The organism is Pseudomonas sp. FW215-R2 (genome assembly GCF_058789255.1).
Map to the genome: position 1 here is coordinate 169691 of NZ_JBYTBO010000011.1, position 20814 is coordinate 190504.

Sequence of the window (20814 nt, forward strand, 5' to 3'; positions counted from 1 at the left end):
AGGCCGTTAATCCAGCTCTTAAGTAACAAACCAAAACGATGAAGTTCCACACGCAACCCCAAAAAGGTTGCGTGACCCCACTCGACCTCAAGAAGGTAAATTTCAAATGAAAGCTTTATTGGTTCTGGCCCTCAGCAGTCTGTGCGCAACCGCCATGGCAGACGAGGTCCCGACTGATGTCGCACAGCAACAACCGGCCATCGAGGAATACACTTACTCCACTCACCTGGACATCGCCAACGTTGTATCGATGAGCGAAGTTCCGAATGTCTGCGAAGTGGTTCCGATGAAAATGGAGTACGACGACTCCACCGGCCAGCGCCACATCCTGCGTTACAGCGTGATGGGTAACGGCTGCACCAATTGATGGTTTGAGACTGCACCGAATCGGATCACTCAGCGCAACATCGAGGGTCGATTCCAGCCCGGCTTCGGTCGGGCTCAGTTGTGTTTGAAGGGACGTAAAAGGGTTGCAAAACACAAGATATAGTGAAAAACGCGGTTTTTTGCTCGTTTTTTGAGCAATCAATCACACGCAGAAAAATTAATGAAAAAAAATTCTCCCGGGACAATCCCAGCGAAAGCCCTGTAAACCCTCGCTCCGATCGAAATCACCCTCCCGTTCAACCGCCCTGCGCTGTTTCGCCCTCCCCCACGCCGGTGTTTTTTTCCCTATAATGCCGCCCAATCGGGTCAGCAATATTCCCTTACAGGGATCAAAGCCATTCTGAAGCCCCGCAGCAGCGACAACGCTGACCTGCGCCCGTCAGAGGCTCTCGGAAACCCGTACAAAATTCTGTTTTATTGCCTGCCTTAGCTGCTGCAAAAAACGATTCCTTAAGATCCAACGCGGCCAGTACGGTCGTGTGAAAAACCAACCATCAGTTTTCACACGGGCATCTGGCCCTCACGCAGGAGACGACACGTCATGCTGAGCTGGGACGAATTCGACAAAGAAGACAGTGAAGTAGCCGTAAAAGGCGCCAACGCCGGCCACGCTACCGAAGCCAACATGGACCGCCTCGACAGCGCCGGCGGTGCCGCTGCTCTCGAAGCCCGCGCCGTGACCGCCGCTGACTCGGCCGCCGTGGCCCGCGCCAAGGCTGCACTGGATTCCCTCGACGTCGCCGAAGGCCTCGCCGAACTCGAAGGCTCCGCCGCCCGTGTCGCCGTTGACGAAAAGCGCATGATCAACTGCCGCGCCGACCTCAACCAGCTCGTGCCATTCAAGTACGACTGGGCCTGGCAGAAATACCTGGACGGCTGCGCAAACCACTGGATGCCGCAAGAAGTCAACATGACCGCCGACATCGCCCTCTGGAAAAACCCGGAAGGCCTGACCGACGACGAGCGCCGCATCGTGATGCGCAACCTCGGCTTCTTCTCCACCGCCGACTCCCTGGTTGCCAACAACCTGGCCCTGGCCGTGTACCGCCTGATCACCAACCCGGAATGCCGCCAGTACATCCTGCGCCAGGCGTTCGAAGAGGCGATCCACACCCACGCCTACCAGTACTGCATCGAATCGCTGGGCATGGATGAAGGCGAGATCTTCAACATGTACCACGAGATCCCGTCGGTCGCGAAAAAAGCCGCCTGGGGCCTGAAATACACCCGCGCCATCTCCGACCCGGAATTCAACACCGGCACCGTCGAAACCGACAAAGAACTGCTGCGCAACCTGATCGCCTACTACTGCGTTCTGGAAGGCATCTTCTTCTACTGCGGCTTCACCCAGATCCTCTCCATGGGCCGCCGCAACAAAATGACCGGCGTCGCCGAGCAGTTCCAGTACATCTTGCGCGACGAATCCATGCACCTGAACTTCGGCATCGACGTGATCAACCAGATCAAAATCGAAAACCCACACCTGTGGGACGCCGAAATGAAGGAAGAAGCTTCGCAGATGATTCTGCAAGGCACTCAGCTGGAAATCGAATACGCGCGTGACACCATGCCTCGCGGCGTACTGGGCATGAACGCGGCGATGATGGAGGACTACCTGAAGTTCATCGCCAACCGTCGTCTGTCGCAGATCGGTTTGAAGGAAGAGTACCCAGGGACGACTAACCCGTTCCCTTGGATGAGCGAGATTATGGACTTGAAGAAAGAGAAGAATTTCTTTGAGACTCGGGTGATTGAGTATCAGACTGGTGGTGCTCTGAGCTGGGATTAAATCCTTTAGCAATGAAAAAGCCAGGAGCGAAAGCTTCCTGGCTTTTTTTTGCCTGCCCGCAATGTGCGAAACGGTTTATGACTCTCCGATTCTTGCTAGAGAGGAATAATCATTGAAGGCCGTTTAAACTTCACCTCTTCATCAAAAAACTGCCTGAAGGTAATGACGTTTTCATAGCCCGCATATGCCGACTCCTTAGCCTTCTTCAAGGATTCCGGCACGATCAGGCAGATCGAATTTCTATCCATCTCGCTGATAGCCTCACCCGAAACCCGATCATCTACGGTAGCGAGAAAAATTTTACCAAATGGTTTCTCTAACGCGAGCTGCTTCCATCTTTCACGCAACGTTGTCTTCAAGGAAACGATCACTACATCTCCCTTGATGTTGAGTTCCTTAACGTCAGGTAAGACAAAGTCCGGGCGTCGGCCACCAAAGACAGCCTGTGCTTCGTGGCGAATTCGGCCATCTTTGAAAAGCCTTCCGACATGATGCTCAAACGATAGCCCCGCCCTGCTTTTTCGGGTTTGCGCAGCACTTAGAAATATTGAGTCGAGTTCGGAGAAGGCACGAACCAAATTCCCAACAGGATCGCCTCCCCCATGAAGAAGAAGTCGGGCTACCTGAGCTGCACGAAAACGAAGTTCAGCCTGTTTGTAAATCGAGTATTCGATATCCCTGCTAATACGCATTACTGCGTCACCAGGCTGGGAGACACTAAATGGATTCATGTCATGAAGATCATTTTCATAAAGCCATTTATCCTGTGCTATTCCCGCCAACGTCTCCGGAGACGGCAGAGCCTGATTTTTGATGAATTGCTCTAACGTTCCATCCCGGACCGCCAGGGACAGTTCAGCAATAAGCTGATCGGTTTCGGAAGCAGGCTTGTCAAGCAGAGCAGGATCAAATAAACCATAGTGAAAATCGGCGCCCAACTCAAACGCCGTCTCAATAATTTCAGCTTCCTCGCTCACCGAATCGACAACAACGAACCAATAGCTGGAACCAAAACTCGCCTGCTTGAATTTTCCAATCAAGAGCAGCGAGGCTGGAGAAAGCAGCTGGAATTGTTCCTTGGGTATACCCGTATGCTGCCACTCATACCTTGGCTTTGCTTTATCCTTATCCGTTGGATTACGCATTGAAAAGTATTTGATCGTCGATATCTTTACTTCACCGGAGGCTGGCCAGAATGTTGGATACTCGACATCGAAAATATGAGGCTTTTCCGGATTCGAATTACTCAACTTGGGAAAGAAGTCAGACTCAGCCACAGGGCGAGGGATAAAAAATCCGTTCTGATGCCCATTTTTGGAGCTATCTGCCCACGATGTGTCATTGCGAGATAGCTTCTTGATGAAGATGCGCTGACTCTGAGTGATCAAAGGAGAAATATCATTCCATTCAGGATGGAAGCCCATCGTTATTCCTTATTTGGATATCCAGGCCTGCAGTGCGGATCCTGTCGTTTAGCGAAAATCGCCAATCAGCCTCAGCCCGCCTTATGTGAGGATCTCTCTCCCAAGACCAGCGTACTTTCGTCGATCTCGAAATATTTCGATCCATTTTTTAGCCATCCTGCAATCTGGTCAACAAGTAATGAAGGCTTTTCTTTTCTTATCGACCGTATAGCGCACTCCCAAAGGACAAGCACTCTCCACCCCATCGCCTCGAGAGCATCTTCCTGCTGGTTGTCACGTCTTTGATTTTTTCCGATTTTTTCTAACCAGAACTCGGGGCGGGTCTGAGGCACCTTGAAGTATCGACATGCATGTCCGTGCCAAAAACAACCATGTATAAAAATAACAGCACGATATTTCGGCAACACCAGATCAGGAGTACCGGGAAGGTCTTTAACATGTAGACGGAAGCGGAAGCCCTGCGCATGCAGGGCTTTGCGGATCAAAATTTCAGGCTTGGTATTTTTACCCCGAATTCCAGCCATCATTTTTGAGCGAGTAGCAACATCCACAACATCAGTCATATCGCCTCCCCCCCCCCTAAAAACTGAAGCGCTAGATAGGGCTAAGCTCCATCATCAGACTGGAAGCGCAAACTCCAACTGCGGCTGTCCGCTATCGGCCATTTTCTCTTTAGCTTTCAGAATGCGGTCCTTCATCAACCGAGCCACCGCCTCAAACACGGGAACGGCCACTGAGTTACCAAACTGTCGATAAGCTTGGGTATCTGACACAGGAATCACAAATTTGCTTTCCCCCGGCTTGTCAAAACCCATCAGGCGCGAGCACTCATGGGGTGTCAGTCGGCGCGGGCGATTGAGCTGATTCAACTCACTATTGAAATCCAAAGTATCCACAAATCCACGATCAACCAGGATTTCCGAACCATCCTTGTGATATCTCGCCGAAAGCGTACGAGCAACGTCGTTTGGACGAGTCAGACCAAAGCCAAAACCATTGCCTTTCTCACGATGCTTCTCTGCATACCGATAGAGGTAATCCCAGAGCTTTGGAGTAAGAATGTATTTTTCATCCACATCCTTATCGAGCAGATCACCGAAGCTAGGTCGCTGTTTTGGTATGTGCTTGCTGATGTCACGCAGGGTGAACCCTTGGTGAACATTCAAGTCACGACGGAAACCGACCAGCACAATTCGCTCACGATGCTGAGGGACAAAGTGCTTGGCATCGATGACCTTCGGGTCTGAGCCTTTCGGTGCATTCACGTCTGCAACCTCATAACCCAGCTCATCCAACGCTTCGCAAATGATCCGGAACGTATTGCCCTTGTCATGGCTTTTCAGGTTTTTGACGTTCTCAAGCAAGAATGCAGCCGGGCGTTTCGCGGCAATAATCCGCGCCACGTCGAAGAACAGGGTGCCCTGGGTCTCGCACTCGAAACCGTGCTTGCGCCCCAGAGAGTTCTTCTTGGAAACACCTGCAAGCGAGAACGGCTGACATGGGAAACCTGCCAACAGGACGTCGTGATCAGGAATTTCGCGATCAATGTTCTTGTAGGCTTCTTCGTCGCTGATTTCGGACTTGTCTGAAAGAGTGACCGAACGGATGTCGAGATTGAAGCGGTGACGAGCCGGATCGCAAAAGTGGTTGGCCTTGTAGGTCTTGACCGCGTATTTGTTCCATTCGGAGGTGAACAGACACTCGCCGCCGATGGCTTCAAACCCTTTTCTGATACCGCCGATACCGGCAAAGAGATCGATAAAGGTAAATGAAGGTTTATGGTTCAAACGCTTGGGCAGCAGATCCTTGAGGCGGGTGAACTCAATGTGGGAGAGCTTCGGCGAAGCCTTGCCCTTGATCCATCGATTGATGGTTTCACGGCACCAGTGGCTCGGGCTCACATCGTTGAGAATTTCGGCCAACTGCCCTTGGTCGTAGATCTCCAACAGCTTGTGCAGTAACGCAAGGTCGGTAACAGGATGGGTATCAGGCTCATAAAAATCCGAGGTCGTTTCGCTCAAGGATTCAAAAGATGCTGTTTCAAAAAGATTCATGAGCCGGAAATTCCTCTGGGTCAAAGCTGTGACGAATGGTCACCATTCTAGCCCTGAAAACTTCAAAGTAAATGAAATTTCCCGTAATCCGTGAGATCAGTCATGGCAATACGGGCTGGGAGAATTGGAAGAACAGCGGCGACCATATACTGGATATAAACACAGCATAATTTACTCCACGCCATTGTCCAGATTTCGTTTTGCCTCACGATCGGTAGGAAAAGTCGCTGGTTGACGACCATCCCTGATCCCCCTACCCTCAACTCCGAGCCTAAGAAACTCTACAAACCAGAGCGGTCCTCCGCACCCGACAGTCATGCGGCTTTTTTTCGTCTGCGGTTTCTCTACGCCTGCGAAAAGTCCCGTTATGTCGGGAGTGGGCGAATACAAGACCCGAAAGGGGAATATGTCCGGCCCGTCTCTGGTGGGTTTCTTAGCTCCCGACACCCTTAACGAATGCCCTAAGAAAGCAGCCAGAGGTAAATGGAAATGCCTGACCACTCAGCCTTCATGATGAAGGCGAATCGCTGTACCCGCCGTTTGAATCCCGTTCTTCCGACTCGGGAGGCACGCCATGTCTGAACCACTTATTCCAACTCGATTTGTCCGTAACAAAACCCACCTGCACGCCCTTCTGGTGGAGAACCAGGCCTGGTTCTGCGTTCATGAACTGGGGCGCCTGATGGGCAAATATCTGGATGAGCGACAGCTGCGCAAACTCGACGCCGATCAGCGGCAGATGATGTGCGTGGAGACCTACGGCGAGCCCGGAGAACATCTGATGGTGAGCGAGTCAGGTGTGTATGCGCTGCTTATCTATCACTACTGTCCCGAGTATCGGCAGCTTCGTGAGTGGGTGACACATCAGGTTGTACCTGCTCTGCGAGATGCCCGTCCGACACGTTCGATTGAGCGACCGACATTGAGTGTTTTGAGTTGGCCGAAGATGTCGTTGAGCACGCTGCACTGGCAGGATGAGCCGTGGATTCGGTTACGGGATATGCCGTGTTTGCTGTCGGAGGATCTGCTCAATCGTCAGAAGCCCTGGTGGCGAAAGACGTCATGTTTTCTACGCGGACTTTGAATATTTAATGTCATCAAACGATCCGCTTCTTGGCTTTAAAAGCAGCGGATTTTCTGTGCTAGTGGCGGTTCCTCAATCGCCACTCCACAAAAATCGAATCCCCCAACTCTGTACCTGAAAAACCAACACCCGAATGTCTTCCGCCCTGCTTTCTCAATCCGTCGAGCCCGCTTGTGCCCTCAAACGGCAAAAAAGGCAATTCGCTACTATAGTCATAGTCGGATTTTGAATGACAGGTGCTACATTCGAGGGCTCTCGATACCAGTCACGTTTCTGATCGAATCGAGCTTTCAAAGAAAAAAATATTTAAGTTGTGGGACTTTCCCCAGCTTTGGGTGACGAATTGAGTGGGGGGGATATATGCGGCATATGAATAATCCTCCTGACGCGTCTGCGCTGATGACGTCAGCGCGTAGCTTTGGGAATTACGATCTGTCGAGTGCACTTGCCGATATTGTCGATAATAGCATCAAGGCAAAAGCCCATAGTATCGATATCAAATGCATCCGGAAGGGTGATGGGCCCGAGGTCCGGATACTAGACGATGGATCAGGAATGACGACCGTCGAGCTTCATAAGGCGATGAGACCCGCCAGCTCCAATCCTGATGAGGCGCGGGCCCATGATGACCTTGGTCGCTTCGGGTGGGGAATGAAATCGGCATCACTTTCCCAATGCCGGCATTTGACAGTCATCACGAGACAGGATGGCGTTCTTACCGGCGCCTCTTGGAATCTGGATGATATCGCCGATTGGAAAATGGGGATCCTTGAGCTCGATGAGATTGAAGCTCAGGTCGATCACCGGCTGCTTGAGCGCGACGGGACCGAAATCATCTGGAGCAGATGCGATCGTCTGTCCGAATATGGTCAAGTTGGCGGCAAGGGATTCAATGATCTAGTCGCGCATGCCCAAAAGCAACTTTCACTTATTTTCCATCGGTATTTGAGTGGCGAGGAAGGCCTTCGGAAGCTCAGGATCGGCTTCAACGGGAGTGCGCTGAAGCCGATAGATCCTTTTCTACGCAACCACGCTGCGACGCAGGCCCAGCCAAAAGAAACCCTTAATCTCGATGGCCAGCCGATTGAAATGCAGTCATTCATTCTACCGCACTATTCGAAGTTGTCTTGCGGTGAGCATGACCAGCTAAGCGGCGAAGAAGGATTTGTTCGAAATCAAGGATTTTATGTCTATCGGCAGCACCGACTCATCATACACGGGACTTGGTTTCGCCTAGTAAGGCACGGCGAGCTATCGCAACTTGTGAGAATTGCCGTCAACATTCCAAACTCGCTTGATGCAATATGGAAGATCACGCTCGACAAGGCAGACGCACAGTTGCCTTCAGGACTTAAGAGTCGTTTGAAGGACATCGTAGTTGGGCTCAAGAGCAGATCGGGAAAGGTATTTCAGTCAAGAGGCGGGCTAGTTCGCGAAGGCGAAAGAAAAACCTCGGTCTGGGCAAAATACGTGCGAAACGGTGAGGTTCGCTATTACGTCAACCGTGAGCACCCCTTGATTGCCGGCATGCTAGAAGACGAGGATAGAGACAGAGGTAAAGCCTTCGCCGCAGCGCTTGGAATCATCGAGGACTGTTTCCCAATCGTAAGCATCGGCGAGGACTATTCGTCTCGCCCGGAAATGATGAGCCAAGGCGTACTAGACAAGGAGAGATTCCTCGACAAGCTCGAGACTGCCCTCCCCTCACTACTACTCCGCACAGCCGGCGACATGAAAGCGCTGCGTGAACTTCTTGCTTCAACTGAACCGTGGGCTAGTCAAGCCGACCTCGTTGTAAAACACCTCAAGGACAAAAGGTGGTAATAAATGTTTCATAGCGAACTTGCGTATTTCCGTTCAATTATCAACGAGCAATATGGCGAAGACATTACTCTAGGACAAGGACTGCCTGAAGGTGCAATCACTACAATAGTTCGCAATGGACCATTTCAACACCTTGATGAATTAGCGATCATCGCGATTATCCGAGAACTGGAAGCGAATTTTATCGTAACTCAGAAGCGGGGAGCGGTTATTACAAAGGACCACCGACCTTGGCTTGCAACAACACGACCGGGGTTGGATTTCTTTTACTGGAACCGCTTACGCAAATACTATCTCGAGACGGGAGCTCTTCCGTCGCCAGTACTTGCTACCCTCAACTCCGACACAGATGAGATCCTCGACCAATGCGGCAACCCGAAAGATGAACGCTATGGCGCAGTTCGCGGAATGGTCATGGGAAATGTCCAGTCGGGCAAGACCACCAATTACTCTGCTCTGATATGCAAGGCAGCCGACGCGGGCTACCGCGTCATCATCCTGCTGGCAGGTATAACCAACTCATTGCGTGCGCAGACGCAGGAACGAATTGACGAGACATTTATTGGCAAAGTATCGATGTTTGGCGCGGCTGCACAGCAGTCATTGCCAATTCAGAATTATGCAGAGACACGGCGAATCCCCTCTTACGGCACAACTAGGGTAGCGGACTTCTCGAGCGGCACCGATGGAATTTATTTCGGCCTCGCAGGTCATCAGGAACCGATGATCTTCATAACCAAAAAAAACAAATCCATCCTGGAACGTCTCGCACACTGGATAGAAAAACAGGGCGAAACTGGCGGCTATGACCTACCACTTCTGCTGATCGATGATGAAGCAGACAATGCGTCTATCAATACGGCCGTTGACCCCAAACGGACTAGCGCTATCAACGGCGTCATTCGACAAATTCTTTCGCGTTTTCCGCGCTCCGCATATATCGGTTATACCGCTACACCGTTTGCCAATATTTTCATCGACCCGGAAACGACGGAGGAAATGGAGACCGATGACCTTTTCCCCGGGAACTTTATTAAGGCACTTGATCCACCTACCAATTATGCAGGTTCGCATCGAATTTTCCGCGAGGGAGGCGACTTACGTCCGAGCATGGTTAGGGTCATCGATGACTATCAAACGCAACTTCCGCTAAAACACAAGAGTGTCGATAATGTTACCGACCTACCCGACAGTCTCCGCCACGCGATTCGTGTGTTTTGCATAACGAGGGCAATAAGAGTATTCCAAGGAAAGGGCAAAACACACTGTTCGATGATGATCAATGTCAGTCGATTCAATACCATTCAGGAAAAAATTCTCGGACTAGTTTTCGAATATCTAACGGAAATCAAAGATGCGGCCTCGGTCCATGCATCCCTGCCGATTGATCAGATAAACGATGAGATCATGGATGATCTCAAAAATAGCTTCATGGTCGAGTTCGGTAGGACCGGCCTCAATTGGCACAACTTACTGACTGTCCTAAATGAAGGTGTCCAGTCCATTGATGTCCGCACTGTCAATATGCGAGGTGGCAAGCTAGATTATTCACTGCGCAAATCAGAAGGTTTGCATGTTATTGCCATCGGCGGGCTGGCGCTTTCACGCGGCCTGACTCTCGAAGGCCTCACGGTCTCCTATCTCTTACGAAACGCTACTGCAAGCGACACACTTATGCAGATGGCGCGCTGGTTTGGCTACCGACCGGGATATGAGGAATATTGCCGCCTCTATCTGCCGCAGGTGTCCTTCGACCATTACGAGTTTGTAGACGAGGCGACCGAAGAGTTGAGGAGCGAGATCAAACGTATGAAGGCCGCAGGCCGCACACCGCGTGATTTTGGCCTCAAAGTCCGGCAGAGCCCGCTCGCAATTCGGGTAACAGCAGCAAACAAAATGAGGACGGCCGAGAAGCTCAAAATTGCTCAGGACTATTCCGCCCGTCACATCGAAGGTTTCGCACTTCCTAATAACTCAGTTATTGGACAGAAACATCGTAATGCGGTGGAACAGTTTCTCATCGAGCTCGGCAACCCTATTGACGTAAAAAAGGACTACATTCGCTGGGCCGCAGATGGTCGAGACATACTTGGTCTCATGCTCGAATTCCAGTTCGTAGATCACCCCGATCTATCGAAAATTTCTGATACATCTCTTCTCGCGGACTATATTCAGGACCGCGTCACGGACGAGCTCGAGAATTGGGACGTGGTACTTCCCATGCGCCAGTCGGGCGACTCTAGTACATTCGCAGGCCAGAAAGTAAATCTGAGGTCTCGGAATCAAGGAACAATTCAGAAAGGCACTTATCGAGTATATGGCAGCAAGAACCGTGTCGCCGACCCCGGTGACGCGCAGATCGGTCTGTCCAACTTACAAATCGCGGAAGCGGATGCTGCCTATCAGGCTGAAATTTACAAGAAAGAACGCGCCGCTTGCTCTGTTCGTGAACGACCAATGATGTTAGTACATGTCTTCAATGCGAATCTGCGCGACGATCGAGTCGACTGCGATGATGACCTCAAACTTGACGATAGCATCGTCACGCTGTCCTTTTGCATGCCCGAGACTGGTAAACCAGCCAAGGAGAGAACCTACCAAGTAAATGCGGTGTATCGGCAGCAACTTGAGCAATTTGCCGCAGAAGCAGACGATGACTCCGAAGCGATTATGGGGGCCCAGGATGTTGAGTGAATGGAAGGCGATCGTGGCGCCTAGTGACCCAGGTTATTGCAACATTCGACTTGCTGACAGTAGCCACCCGCTCGATTTCAGAATCGGTCGCGACTTTCACGGATATTTCATCTTCCAGCTTGATGTCGAATGCGCGGAGCCTAAGATACTCGACCTGCCAAAGATGTCGGCAGTGACCTGTGAGCTCCATCAATTGACCTCTGGGCGTTCAAGATTAGTGCTAAGTCTGAGTGACGCTGCCAACTTCCAAAATTTCGCCCTTATGTGCAAGAGCCTTATGCTTGCGACCGACAAGCTCGCACCGACACAGTCCGAAAAAGGTCTGCAGCAAGCCATCAAAGAGGTTCACCGTTGGCAGCAGATGCTGCGGCATAGAGCTAACCACTTACTATCCAAAAGCGAACGGATTGGCTTAGTTGGCGAACTATTATTTCTGCGAGATATCCTAGGTAACCGCATCGGCTGGAACGCCGCCATCAAAAGCTGGAATGGTCCAAGTGGTCATGAGCAGGATTTTGTCGTCGCCGGCAATATCTTTGAGGTTAAGACGCAGGTAGTGACTGCCGACCGGCGAATCCGGATTTCTTCCGAAGATCAACTCGATGCGGTTCAGGGCCGCATCCTCCTCTGCAATCAGGGAATTGCACCGCTACCAGCTTCCATCACTACAGCTCGGACGCTCAACACGATTGTTTCAGAGATTCGAAACGCGTTTGACAAGGCTGGCGCAGGAGCGTTGGAACTCTTTGAGATCGCTCTACTAGAGGTGGGATATCAGGAAGAGCCAGAATATAACGAGGAAAGCTGGGTTCTCGTTGACCGCATTTTCTATGAAGTGTCTAGCGAATTTCCTCGTATTGAGCGTAGTGACCTCCGCCCCGGTATAGAGAAGGTTAGCTACAGCATTCGTGTGAGTGATTGCGTTCCCTTCATCATCAGCCATGATGAGGCATTCGAGGGAGTCGAAATATGAGCGATTTGCAGCAAACATTCGAAGCCCTACGAGAAGATATTCTTTTAGAAGCGGAGGCACGGGGAATCTTCCAACAAGAGGCTTTTTTTGAGCTCTATGCAGCAGCGGCATCAGACAACGGTGACACCATCGACTTGGAATACACCCACAGTCACAAGGAGGGTGGAAGAAAGCCATACCGAATCGACGGATATGGACTGGATTCTGATCGGGGAACGATTTATCTCGCTGTCAGCGATTACCGAGACGGAACGATACTGGAACCTCTACATAATGACCGTCTGACTGCAGCATTTAAGCAGGCCACCGCCTTCTTCGAGAATGCCTGTTCATCAGAGTTTATCAATTCAATCGAAGAAACTAGCCCAGCGTTTGCCGCTGCTTATCCCATCTACTCAGCACGTGATCTCATCAAGAGAGTTCGCATCATCCTTTTTTCCAATGCCCGTTTGGCTACCAAACGTCCGCCGCAGCTGGGCGAGTACTTAGGTCAACTGCCGATTGTTTATAGCGTTCTTGACGCGACTCGCTATTTCGAAATACAGAAAAGCTTTCGAACTCCAGAGTCTATTGAAGTCAATATCGCAGGCATTGCCGGAGCGCCCGTTGCTTGCCTCAAAGCCTCGACAAGCACCGAGGAGCATCAATCCTACCTTCTTGCCATTCCTGGCCCAGTGCTTGCTGAAATCTATGGTTTATACGGGGCGCGACTGCTCGAACAAAACGTCCGAACCTATCTCCAAGCTAAGACAAAGGTGAACAAAGGGATTCTGGAAACAATCAAGAAGACACCAGAGATGTTTTTTGCTTACAACAATGGCTTAACCGCAACCGCATCGGCAGTTGAGCTCGAAACACTCGAAGACGGGCAAATTGGAATCGCAGCAATTCATAATCTTCAGATCGTGAATGGTGGCCAAACAACAGCATCTATCTTATATGCCAAGGATGTCGCAGACGCGCCGCTCGAGCGTGTCCATGTGCAAATGAAACTTTCCGTAGTTCCATCTACCCATATCGAGCAAGTCGTACCAAAAATTTCTCGGTACGCCAATACTCAGAATCGTATATCAGAGGCAGACTTCTTCTCGAGTCATCCGTTCCACCTGCAAATGGAACGTTACTCCCGGATGATAGCCGCACCGCCTCAGGGTGGTGCGATGACGGGTGATAAGTGGTTCTATGAGCGTTCACGAGGACAGTACCGTGACGGCATGGCGTACGCATCCGTCGCGGAGAAGAGAAAGTATCAGCTGGAGTATCCGAGGGATAAGCTTATCGAAAAGACCGACCTTGCGAAATTTTTCCTGAGCTTTGAAAGAAAGCCTTACATTGTATCCAGGGGAGCGCAAAAAGCGTTTATGGCCTTCGCAGATCAAACTGCAAAGGCTTGGAAATCCTCACCTACCCAATTTAACGAAGGTTGGTATAGAAACGTCTGCGCAATGGGGCTGATATTCCGCTGGACCGACAAGCATGTTGCTGGTTCCGAATGGTACAAGCTGGACCGCGGCTATAAATCCCAGACAGTTGCTTATGCGCTATCCTGGATTTCCGAGGAGATCGTTCGTAAAGGAAAAGCAAGCCTAAACTGGATTCAAATTTGGAACACTCAATCTGTACCTGACGAACTTCAAGAGCTTATTGCCTTTATTACTCCGCAGGTTGCTGCCGTTTTTAGAAATACTTCGACAAATGTCCGGAACGTCGGTGAGTACTGCAAGCTGGAGCTTTGCTGGGAAAACATTAAAGCTGCAAAATTCAGTGTACCAGCCATCCCTGATCATTTGTTACTCGATGCAAATGAGATAACACAAGATAAAAAAGAAGCTAAGTCTTCGGCAAGGATTGACCGTGAAATTGACTTCGATTTGCTCCTTCTCATGCTCGCGCCCAAGGCTGAAATTATCCGGCGAACTGCCGAGCAGCGCCGTTTTTTGTCGCCAAAGGCTGACATTGCCCTCAAAAAGCTAGGATCAGGAAACATCAACTTAGCAAGACCGGATAAAAATGCCGTTAAGCTGCTTGTGAAGCGAATGGCGGAAGAAGGGATACCAGTCGAAGACATATAGAAAGGCGAACGCTTAGGTATTCAGCCGAGAAGGAAAAATGGCTTCTGTAATTGTTGAACATATGTCGCAACTAATCGCAACCCACCTACCACTACAAATACTCCCTCTTTCTCTCAAGGACCCGAGCCCCACCATGAAATTCGATCTCGCCTACTGCCTCAGCCTCGACGACAAGTTGTCGATCTATGACGTTCGCGATCTCAATTTCGATGAGACGGTGGCGTTCGACTCCGCGAAGGAACACTTCCAGTGCCCCAACGACGCCTGTCGTGCGGCGTTCGATGCCTCCAACGAGTTGGGTACGTTCAACGCCAAGAACGTGAATTACGTGCGCACGCCGCACTTCAAGAATCTGCCCGGTACGCAGCATGTGGCGGGTTGTCCGTATGTGAGTTTGAAGACGTCGGCGTCGGGGGTTGAGGCGGCGGAGGGGGAATCGGATGACGGTCGGGAGGAGCATTTCCCGTCGGAGTTGTTGCTGACGCGCCGTGAGTATGTGCGCAAGCCTGCTGCGCCCGCGGGGGCGGCGGATGTGTTGCGGGATGATCCGGTGCGGGTGGCGACTTCTCCCTCAAAAGAATCGCCGAGTCGTGAGACGGCGCCGGACAAGACCAGTGTCTTCGCCCATCCCGTGGAGTGTTTTGTGTCGAACTTCGCGGACAAGGATTTGCTCAAGCGCATGCCGTTGAAGATTGGCGAGCATACGGCGCCGTACAGTTCGTTCTTCAAGAAGATCGAGTACTTGATGGACAACAAGGGGCTGATTTACTGGGGCCGGATCAAGAAGATCGAGGACTTTCACAGTGCCAGTTTCCGGATCGATTTCGAGGACAAGGTCTGGTTCAAGAAGCCGGATGACAGCAAGAAGAAGCCTTATCCGGTCAGTGTTTATCTCAACAAAAAGCTGATCGACAACTACCGCAAGCGCAAGGCGTTTCTGGAAGAGATCAAGCACGCGGTCGACAGCGACAAGGAGTTGTTCTGCTTCTTCTACGGTGTGACGCCGGAGTTGAAGCAGGTGCCGGGCAAGAAGAACCCCGAAAAACCTTTCGAGGTCTTCAATGCCAATATTGAGAACCTGGATCACTTCATCATTCGTGAAGCGCCGGGTCTGGCGTGATGGTCAGCCCTGGGGCAGTTGCAGTTTGACGGCGCCGGGGTGTTGTTTGATCAGAGAGTACGGCAGAATCGACCAGTCTGGTCTATCGCAAGAACGTTGTACGCGGGCGAAGTAAGCGCCCAGGTATAAGCCTTTCGCAGTGAAGTACCACGGCGAAGAACCCCAAACGCTTTCTTCCGTGAAGTCGCAATCATCATCTTGCGTCGGCTTCTTCATTTCTGCGGGGTACAGGGCAGTGAATTGCCTGATCAGCCAAGGCACCAGCTCCTTGTTTTCATACTGATAACGCGCGTTACTTTCAGCCGGGCTCAAAGGCTTGTCACCCAGGCTGTCTCGTTCGGCATGCAGAAGTGGCTTGCCCTCACCTACCCACAGCACATCTTCGAGCGACAACGGATGGCCTGTGCTTACATCAATGTTAAGGGGCGAATCACCGAAGTCCGGATGCGCGCCACCGCAGAAATAGCTGGTCGAGATGTTCAGGCTGACCACGGCCGGCGAAATCATTTTGGGCTCTGCGTCCTGCATGAAGTCGACGTTTTCCCCGCCCTGTAGTTGGCAACCGTGATAGCGGATGACTTCATTCCACAATCGCCCAAGCAACTGCTGGTTAACCCGTTGCAGATCATTTTTTGGCAGACCGGACTCTACGCTGAACAGCGAAATCTTCGACTCCGGCTCTATCCACCATTGCAGGGTGTAACCCATGAAGTCTTGTTTCTTCAGCGGTTTGAGCTTGAGTCCCTGTAGTCGCAAATACTCATACGGCTCGCCGTTTGGCAACGCGGCGATGAAGGGCAGCGTAGAAGTTGTCGGCGCTGGAAGCCTGGCCTCGGAAAGTTGCACTGTAAGCTTCTTGCCCTTCGGACTTTGCCACTCGCCCTGCCAGCCAGTGGCAGTTTCTTCCAGTTTCAAAGTTGGCAGTGGCTTGTCGTCACCGTAGCGATTGTTGCCTTCAACCAGCGTCAGGGTGCTGTCCTGCAATGACCCGCTGAGGGGCAGGTCCCGATGGTATTTTTCGTAGAAGTAACGACCGGTCACTTCATCCGGTTGCTGGGTATTGAGCTCAACCACAATCGGCGTTTTGCCCAGCTTGCCGGTGAACACGCGCCGACCATCTTCGGCATGGGCAGTGGAAATCAGTGTGAACAACGCCACGGCATATGGCGCCAGGCGTAACAGTCCCTTGAGCATGGATCATTCCCTGAATGAGTCGGAAGTTGCGCCGGACATTGATTGCCGGCGCTGAAAAGTTCGCGGTGGATTATGGCGAGGTTGAGCACTGTAATCGAGAAATGTAAGTCGAGATGCAACGATGCGTCATGGCAGTTGCAGCGCAACACCACCCGGATGCTGTTTGACGACGCTGTATGGCAGAACACTCCAGTCGACGAATCCGCATACTGCCGCGACATGCGGATACGACGGATCAAACTTGATGCCCTGCTCAGTGAAGTACCAACCCATGAATTGCCAGGGATCGCTCTCGTCGTAGTGACAGTCGTTATCGCCCTCTGCGGTGACGGTCATTTGCCGGGGATACAGTTTCAGCAGCTGTGCGACCAGCCAGGGTGCCAACTCTGTAGTCCGGTATTTCGACCAGGCATCAGAAGAACCGGGTGAACCTGCATTGAAATCATCGTGTTGTTCATAGTGCAGCGGCTGACCTTGCCCTACCCACAAGACGTCCTCGAGCGTCAGTGCCTGACCGGTTGTGGCATCGAAGTTGAGCGCGTCGTTGCTTTGGTCCGGGTAGGCGCCGCCACAGTAATAATCCGTTGAAATCCGCACACTCATTACCGAAGGCGTCATCCACAGAGGTTGGCTGGATTGAGAGTAGTCACCCGAGCAACTGAAATAAGCCATTACCTCCCCCCACAATCGGCCCATCAATTGTTGGTTGATACGTTGAAGTACTTGCGGGGAATAACCGGACACCACTTCAAAAAGCGAAGCTTGTGATTTGGGCTCGCTCCACCATTGCAGTGTGTAGCCCATGAAAGTTTCGGTTTTGCCCTTTTGCAGTTTCATTCCTTGCAGCCGCAGATACTCGTAAGGAGCCTTCTCACGCAGGCTGACGATATTGGGCAATGAGTCGACGGGGGCTTGCGGAATCATTGCAGGCTGCAACTCAACCTTGAGGGTTTTCCCGGCCGGATTACTCCACTCACCGGACCAATTGCTCCCGATCGCCTGTAAACGAAGCGTTGGACGGGAGTCCCCGTCCATCATCGAACCTTCGCGGAGTTCGAGCGTGTCCCCATCCCTGGAACCTTCGAGCTCCAGATCCTTGCGGTACTTCTGGTAGAAGTAACGCCCCTCTCCCGTTCGGGTATTCATCTCCAGAACGATCGCCGTCTTGCCCAACGTTCCCGTGTAAACCTGCGTAGCGTTTTCCGCCCATGCCAGGGGATGGAAAAAAACGGCGAGTACCAAAATGCCGGAAAGGCGCAACAATCCGTGAAACATCAATTCTTCCTTGAGCAAGCGGGCAAATGCCGCAAAAAGTGACCGCGGATTATGTCGATGTTGTAGCGGGGAATCGAGCTTAGTCGGGATCAACTCACGCACATACTGATCATCACAATCACCAGCAACCCGATATACACCCAAGCATGCACCCGATCCGGTATCCGCCCGATCCACGGCGTGGCCAGTCGAATCCCCAGCATCGAGCCCAGCGTCAGCACCGCAAACGCCAACAGATCCACATACCCGATAAACCATGGCCCGAATGTTGTCTCGCTGAACCTCGCCATCACCATGTACGTCAGCGTTCCCGCCAGCGCCACCGGCACGCTCAATGGATTCGCCATCGACGTCGCCTGCGACATGCTCAACCCGCAACGCCGCAATAACGGCACGGTCATGACGCTTCCTCCTACGCCGAGAAAGGTCGCGATGGCGCCAATGCCTACACCACCGCCGGACGTTTCCACCGTTCCCAATCGCCGTGGGATGACGCCTTCGGACTGTGTGAGAAAGCCGCGTCGCAGCAGGCAATCGACAATCGTCACGCCGAGGTAGGCGATGAAGGCATAGCGAATGACTTCGCCACTGCCCCATACCGCCGCCATTGCGCCGACGATAGCGCCCAACCCGATGAACCCGCCCAAGGGCCACAGGTAATCCCGGATCAGGTTGCCGGCGCGGCGGTGTTTGTCGGCAGCAATCAGGGCGTTGACGATCATCACGCAGGTCGAGGTGGCGACGGCGATGTGCATGGCCGATTGACCGACGGGGTCGTCGACGCCGTGGCTGGCGGTGAGCATGCGGTACAGCAACGGCACGACGACGAAGCCGCCCCCGAAGCCGAAGAGCACGGCGGTGACGCCTGTCAGGCAGCCGAAGAGTGTCAGCAGGAGGTAGAACATGGCGCGTCGTCCGTTGCTTGGGAGCGTTCGACGATAGAGCGGCGGCGCTTGGCCTGCCTCAGCAAGTCAGCCAATAATGTTTGCGTTTACGCCAATCGCTGGATGCCGCTCGATGCGCAATGTTTCGATCAACCTGCTGGATGACACGCCGCGCCCGGTGGTGGCGATCGGTACGGATTATTCCCACGGCTATCTGTTGCCACGTCATACGCATCGGCGGGCGCAATTGTTGTACGGCGCGACCGGGGTGATGCAGGTCAGCACTCACGATGGCAACTGGGTGGTGCCGCCGCAGCGGGCGGTATGGATTCCGCCGGGGGTGGCGCATGAGGTGTTGATGCTGGGAGTCAGCACTCGCAGTTTGTATATCGAGCCGGGGGCGGTGGATCTGGGTGAGCGTTGTCAGGTGATCAGTGTGTCGCCGTTGATGCGGCATTTGCTGATGGAGGCGGTGGAGCTGCCGCTGACCTATGACCTTGCCGGGCGTGACGGCGTGCTGATCGATTTGTTGCTGCATGAATTGGTGCGCAGTGCACCGCTGCCGTTGCATATACCGCTGCCGTCTGACGGAAGACTGCTCGAACTGTGTCAGACCTTTCTGCATCAGCCGAACGCCCACCAGTCGCCCCTGCAATGGGCCGATCAGCTGCACGTAAGCTTGCGCACCTTCAACAGACTGTTCCGTCAGCAGACCGGCCTGAGTTTCAGTCAATGGCGCCAGCGCGCCTGCGTGGTACTGGCGCTGGCACGGCTGGCGGCGGGTGAGGCGGTGACGCGGATTGCCCTGGACTTCGGCTATGACAGCCCGGCGGCGTTCTCGACGATGTTTCGTCGGATCCTCGGTCAGGCACCGTCCGTCTGGTTGGAGGCGGCGAGCTAGGGCAAATCAAAAAATGCGTTTGATCCCGGCCGAAAACAACTGTACAAAAACACAGTGTATTTTCCATCAGCACTCTCGAGCCCGGAGCACACCATGGCCTCTTCAGCGATGAACCTCATCCTCGAACGTATCGCCCTTTTCCAGTTCACCCCGACGCATTGCGCCCAGGCCCGAGGGATGTTGGGCTGGAGCGTGGAACAGCTGTCGCGGGAGGCAGGGGTTTCGGTAGACGATATTCAGCGATTCGAGGCGCAACAGGAAGTGGCGGATTCGGCGCGGCTGGCGTTGACCTATCGGTTTGAGGCGCAGGGGCTGGTGTTCTTTCCGGGGTTTGCGCCGGGGCGTGGGGGGAATGTCAGAGGTGCGATGCCGGAATCAGCGATTCATGGAGATTATGCGATGGCTGACTGAACCAATTGATTGAGATTATCCCAATATAGGTATATTTTTCGCATGAGTACAAGGAAGCCACTCCTGTGGGTTAGCAGTAGCAAGAAAGATCTCAAGCAGATGCCCACTGATGTACAGGATGTTTTTGGTTACGCAATGGATTTGGCCCAAAGCGGTCTCAGACATCCAGATGCAAAACCTCTGAAGGGGTTTGGAGGCGCGGGCGTCCTCGAGTTGATTGAGGACTTTGATACGAATACCTACCGCGCCGTTTACACGGTCCGTTTTGGCAATGCGATTTACGTCCTGCATTGTTTTCAGAAAAAGTCGACCACGGGCATAAAAACCGCGCAGTGCGATGTCGATCTGATCCGAAAGAGACTTCAAGCCGCTCAGGACCATGCGAAAGGAACTTAGAAATGATTGAAATCGAAGAAGGCAGCGGCAACGTCTATCAAGACCTCGGCTTGCCCAACGCCAGTGAAATGCAGGTCAAGTCTCAACTCGCCGCAAAGATCGGTGAAATCATCAAAGCGCGTCATCTCACTCAATCTCAAGCTTCTGAAATCTTGGGGCTATCACAACCCAAGCTGTCCGAAATGCTGAGAGGAAAATTCCGCGGCATCAGTGAAGCCAAGATGATGGAATGCCTTTCCCACCTCGGCCGAGATGTGCAGATTGTGGTCAAACCGGCCCCCCGCTCTCGCAAAGAGGGCCGAATTGAGGTGGTGTTCGCGTGATACGGCAGT

At 52.5% G+C, this 20814-nt stretch carries 18 protein-coding genes; 12 read left to right on the forward strand and 6 right to left on the reverse strand.

From position 1 onward, the window contains the following. Positions 1-106: 106 nt before the first annotated feature. Positions 107-367 (forward strand): DUF2790 domain-containing protein, encoded by a 261-nt coding sequence (locus tag AC3WRD_RS17235; protein ID WP_102621035.1) that lies wholly within the window; start codon positions 107-109, stop codon positions 365-367. Positions 368-928: 561 nt separating this feature from the next. Beyond that, a complete protein-coding gene (locus tag AC3WRD_RS17240; RefSeq protein WP_096818122.1) occupies positions 929-2176 on the forward strand; it encodes a ribonucleotide-diphosphate reductase subunit beta in 1248 nt (415 codons plus the stop codon). A gap of 95 nt (positions 2177-2271) precedes the next feature. Here AC3WRD_RS17240 and AC3WRD_RS17245 read toward each other — a convergent pair whose 3' ends face one another. From AC3WRD_RS17245 to dcm, 3 genes are all read right to left on the reverse strand, one after another. Then, positions 2272-3600: a type II restriction endonuclease gene (locus AC3WRD_RS17245; RefSeq protein WP_102621036.1), complete on the reverse strand. Its 1329-nt coding sequence runs from the start codon at positions 3598-3600 to the stop codon at positions 2272-2274. A 71-nt stretch (positions 3601-3671) separates the two neighbouring features. After that, positions 3672-4163 carry a very short patch repair endonuclease gene (locus tag AC3WRD_RS17250; RefSeq protein WP_102621037.1) on the reverse strand — a complete coding sequence of 164 codons (492 nt, stop codon included), beginning with the start codon at positions 4161-4163 and terminating at the stop codon, positions 3672-3674. 54 nt (positions 4164-4217) lie between these two features. Then, positions 4218-5654 carry a DNA (cytosine-5-)-methyltransferase gene (gene dcm / locus AC3WRD_RS17255; protein ID WP_102621038.1) on the reverse strand — a complete coding sequence of 479 codons (1437 nt, stop codon included), beginning with the start codon at positions 5652-5654 and terminating at the stop codon, positions 4218-4220. A 574-nt stretch (positions 5655-6228) separates the two neighbouring features. Here dcm and AC3WRD_RS17260 point away from each other — a divergent pair. From AC3WRD_RS17260 to AC3WRD_RS17285, 6 genes are all read left to right on the forward strand, one after another. Beyond that, positions 6229-6738 carry a BRO-N domain-containing protein gene (locus AC3WRD_RS17260; protein ID WP_102621039.1) on the forward strand — a complete coding sequence of 170 codons (510 nt, stop codon included), beginning with the start codon at positions 6229-6231 and terminating at the stop codon, positions 6736-6738. A gap of 369 nt (positions 6739-7107) precedes the next feature. After that, positions 7108-8562, forward strand: coding sequence for an ATP-binding protein (locus AC3WRD_RS17265; RefSeq protein WP_158243861.1), 1455 nt, complete (start codon positions 7108-7110; stop codon positions 8560-8562). Between the two features lie 3 nt (positions 8563-8565). Then, complete coding sequence (locus AC3WRD_RS17270; protein WP_102621041.1) at positions 8566-11256, forward strand: Z1 domain-containing protein; 2691 nt, start codon at positions 8566-8568, stop codon at positions 11254-11256. Beyond that, positions 11246-12229, forward strand: coding sequence for a PD-(D/E)XK motif protein (locus AC3WRD_RS17275; protein WP_158243862.1), 984 nt, complete (start codon positions 11246-11248; stop codon positions 12227-12229). Before AC3WRD_RS17270 ends, AC3WRD_RS17275 begins: the two co-directional genes overlap by 11 nt. After that, on the forward strand, positions 12226-14301 hold the full coding sequence (locus AC3WRD_RS17280; RefSeq protein ID WP_102621043.1) for an AIPR family protein: 2076 nt from the start codon (positions 12226-12228) through the stop codon (positions 14299-14301). Before AC3WRD_RS17275 ends, AC3WRD_RS17280 begins: the two co-directional genes overlap by 4 nt. 133 nt (positions 14302-14434) lie before the next feature. After that, positions 14435-15421, forward strand: coding sequence for a hypothetical protein (locus AC3WRD_RS17285; protein WP_102621044.1), 987 nt, complete (start codon positions 14435-14437; stop codon positions 15419-15421). 3 nt (positions 15422-15424) lie between these two features. Here AC3WRD_RS17285 and AC3WRD_RS17290 read toward each other — a convergent pair whose 3' ends face one another. From AC3WRD_RS17290 to AC3WRD_RS17300, 3 genes are all read right to left on the reverse strand, one after another. Beyond that, positions 15425-16615: a hypothetical protein gene (locus AC3WRD_RS17290; protein WP_102621045.1), complete on the reverse strand. Its 1191-nt coding sequence runs from the start codon at positions 16613-16615 to the stop codon at positions 15425-15427. Positions 16616-16741: 126 nt separating this feature from the next. Beyond that, positions 16742-17992 (reverse strand): hypothetical protein, encoded by a 1251-nt coding sequence (locus AC3WRD_RS17295; protein WP_256580629.1) that lies wholly within the window; start codon positions 17990-17992, stop codon positions 16742-16744. Next, complete coding sequence (locus AC3WRD_RS17300; protein WP_102621047.1) at positions 17980-18795, reverse strand: sulfite exporter TauE/SafE family protein; 816 nt, start codon at positions 18793-18795, stop codon at positions 17980-17982. The genes AC3WRD_RS17295 and AC3WRD_RS17300 overlap by 13 nt, the downstream gene beginning before the upstream one ends. Before the next feature lie 112 nt (positions 18796-18907). Between AC3WRD_RS17300 and AC3WRD_RS17305 the strand changes: the two genes are divergently transcribed. From AC3WRD_RS17305 to AC3WRD_RS17320, 4 genes are all read left to right on the forward strand, one after another. Next, positions 18908-19675: an AraC family transcriptional regulator gene (locus AC3WRD_RS17305; protein ID WP_102621048.1), complete on the forward strand. Its 768-nt coding sequence runs from the start codon at positions 18908-18910 to the stop codon at positions 19673-19675. A 93-nt stretch (positions 19676-19768) separates the two neighbouring features. Further along, positions 19769-20086, forward strand: a complete 318-nt coding sequence (locus tag AC3WRD_RS17310; RefSeq protein ID WP_102621049.1) for a helix-turn-helix domain-containing protein — start codon at positions 19769-19771, stop codon at positions 20084-20086. Positions 20087-20128: 42 nt separating this feature from the next. Beyond that, on the forward strand, positions 20129-20482 hold the full coding sequence (locus AC3WRD_RS17315) for a type II toxin-antitoxin system RelE/ParE family toxin (protein WP_102621050.1): 354 nt from the start codon (positions 20129-20131) through the stop codon (positions 20480-20482). Between the two features lie 2 nt (positions 20483-20484). Further along, a complete protein-coding gene (locus tag AC3WRD_RS17320; protein ID WP_102621051.1) occupies positions 20485-20805 on the forward strand; it encodes a helix-turn-helix domain-containing protein in 321 nt (106 codons plus the stop codon). Positions 20806-20814: the final 9 nt, after the last annotated feature.

Bases quoted from the DNA above. Each gene is read 5' to 3' on its own strand.
- AC3WRD_RS17300 (WP_102621047.1), bottom strand. From the start codon at position 18,795: ATGTTCTACCTCCTGCTGACACTCTTCGGCTGCCTGACAGGCGTCACC.
- AC3WRD_RS17245 (WP_102621036.1), bottom strand. From the start codon at position 3,600: ATGGGCTTCCATCCTGAATGGAATGATATTTCTCCTTTGATCACTCAG.
- dcm (WP_102621038.1), bottom strand. From the start codon at position 5,654: ATGAATCTTTTTGAAACAGCATCTTTTGAATCCTTGAGCGAAACGACC.
- AC3WRD_RS17290 (WP_102621045.1), bottom strand. From the start codon at position 16,615: ATGCTCAAGGGACTGTTACGCCTGGCGCCATATGCCGTGGCGTTGTTC.
- AC3WRD_RS17240 (WP_096818122.1), top strand. From the start codon at position 929: ATGCTGAGCTGGGACGAATTCGACAAAGAAGACAGTGAAGTAGCCGTA.
- AC3WRD_RS17280 (WP_102621043.1), top strand. From the start codon at position 12,226: ATGAGCGATTTGCAGCAAACATTCGAAGCCCTACGAGAAGATATTCTT.
- AC3WRD_RS17235 (WP_102621035.1), top strand. From the start codon at position 107: ATGAAAGCTTTATTGGTTCTGGCCCTCAGCAGTCTGTGCGCAACCGCC.
- AC3WRD_RS17265 (WP_158243861.1), top strand. From the start codon at position 7,108: ATGAATAATCCTCCTGACGCGTCTGCGCTGATGACGTCAGCGCGTAGC.
- AC3WRD_RS17305 (WP_102621048.1), top strand. From the start codon at position 18,908: ATGCGCAATGTTTCGATCAACCTGCTGGATGACACGCCGCGCCCGGTG.
- AC3WRD_RS17315 (WP_102621050.1), top strand. From the start codon at position 20,129: ATGAGTACAAGGAAGCCACTCCTGTGGGTTAGCAGTAGCAAGAAAGAT.
- AC3WRD_RS17270 (WP_102621041.1), top strand. From the start codon at position 8,566: ATGTTTCATAGCGAACTTGCGTATTTCCGTTCAATTATCAACGAGCAA.
- AC3WRD_RS17285 (WP_102621044.1), top strand. From the start codon at position 14,435: ATGAAATTCGATCTCGCCTACTGCCTCAGCCTCGACGACAAGTTGTCG.
- AC3WRD_RS17310 (WP_102621049.1), top strand. From the start codon at position 19,769: ATGGCCTCTTCAGCGATGAACCTCATCCTCGAACGTATCGCCCTTTTC.
- AC3WRD_RS17260 (WP_102621039.1), top strand. From the start codon at position 6,229: ATGTCTGAACCACTTATTCCAACTCGATTTGTCCGTAACAAAACCCAC.
- AC3WRD_RS17275 (WP_158243862.1), top strand. From the start codon at position 11,246: ATGTTGAGTGAATGGAAGGCGATCGTGGCGCCTAGTGACCCAGGTTAT.
- AC3WRD_RS17250 (WP_102621037.1), bottom strand. From the start codon at position 4,163: ATGACTGATGTTGTGGATGTTGCTACTCGCTCAAAAATGATGGCTGGA.
- AC3WRD_RS17320 (WP_102621051.1), top strand. From the start codon at position 20,485: ATGATTGAAATCGAAGAAGGCAGCGGCAACGTCTATCAAGACCTCGGC.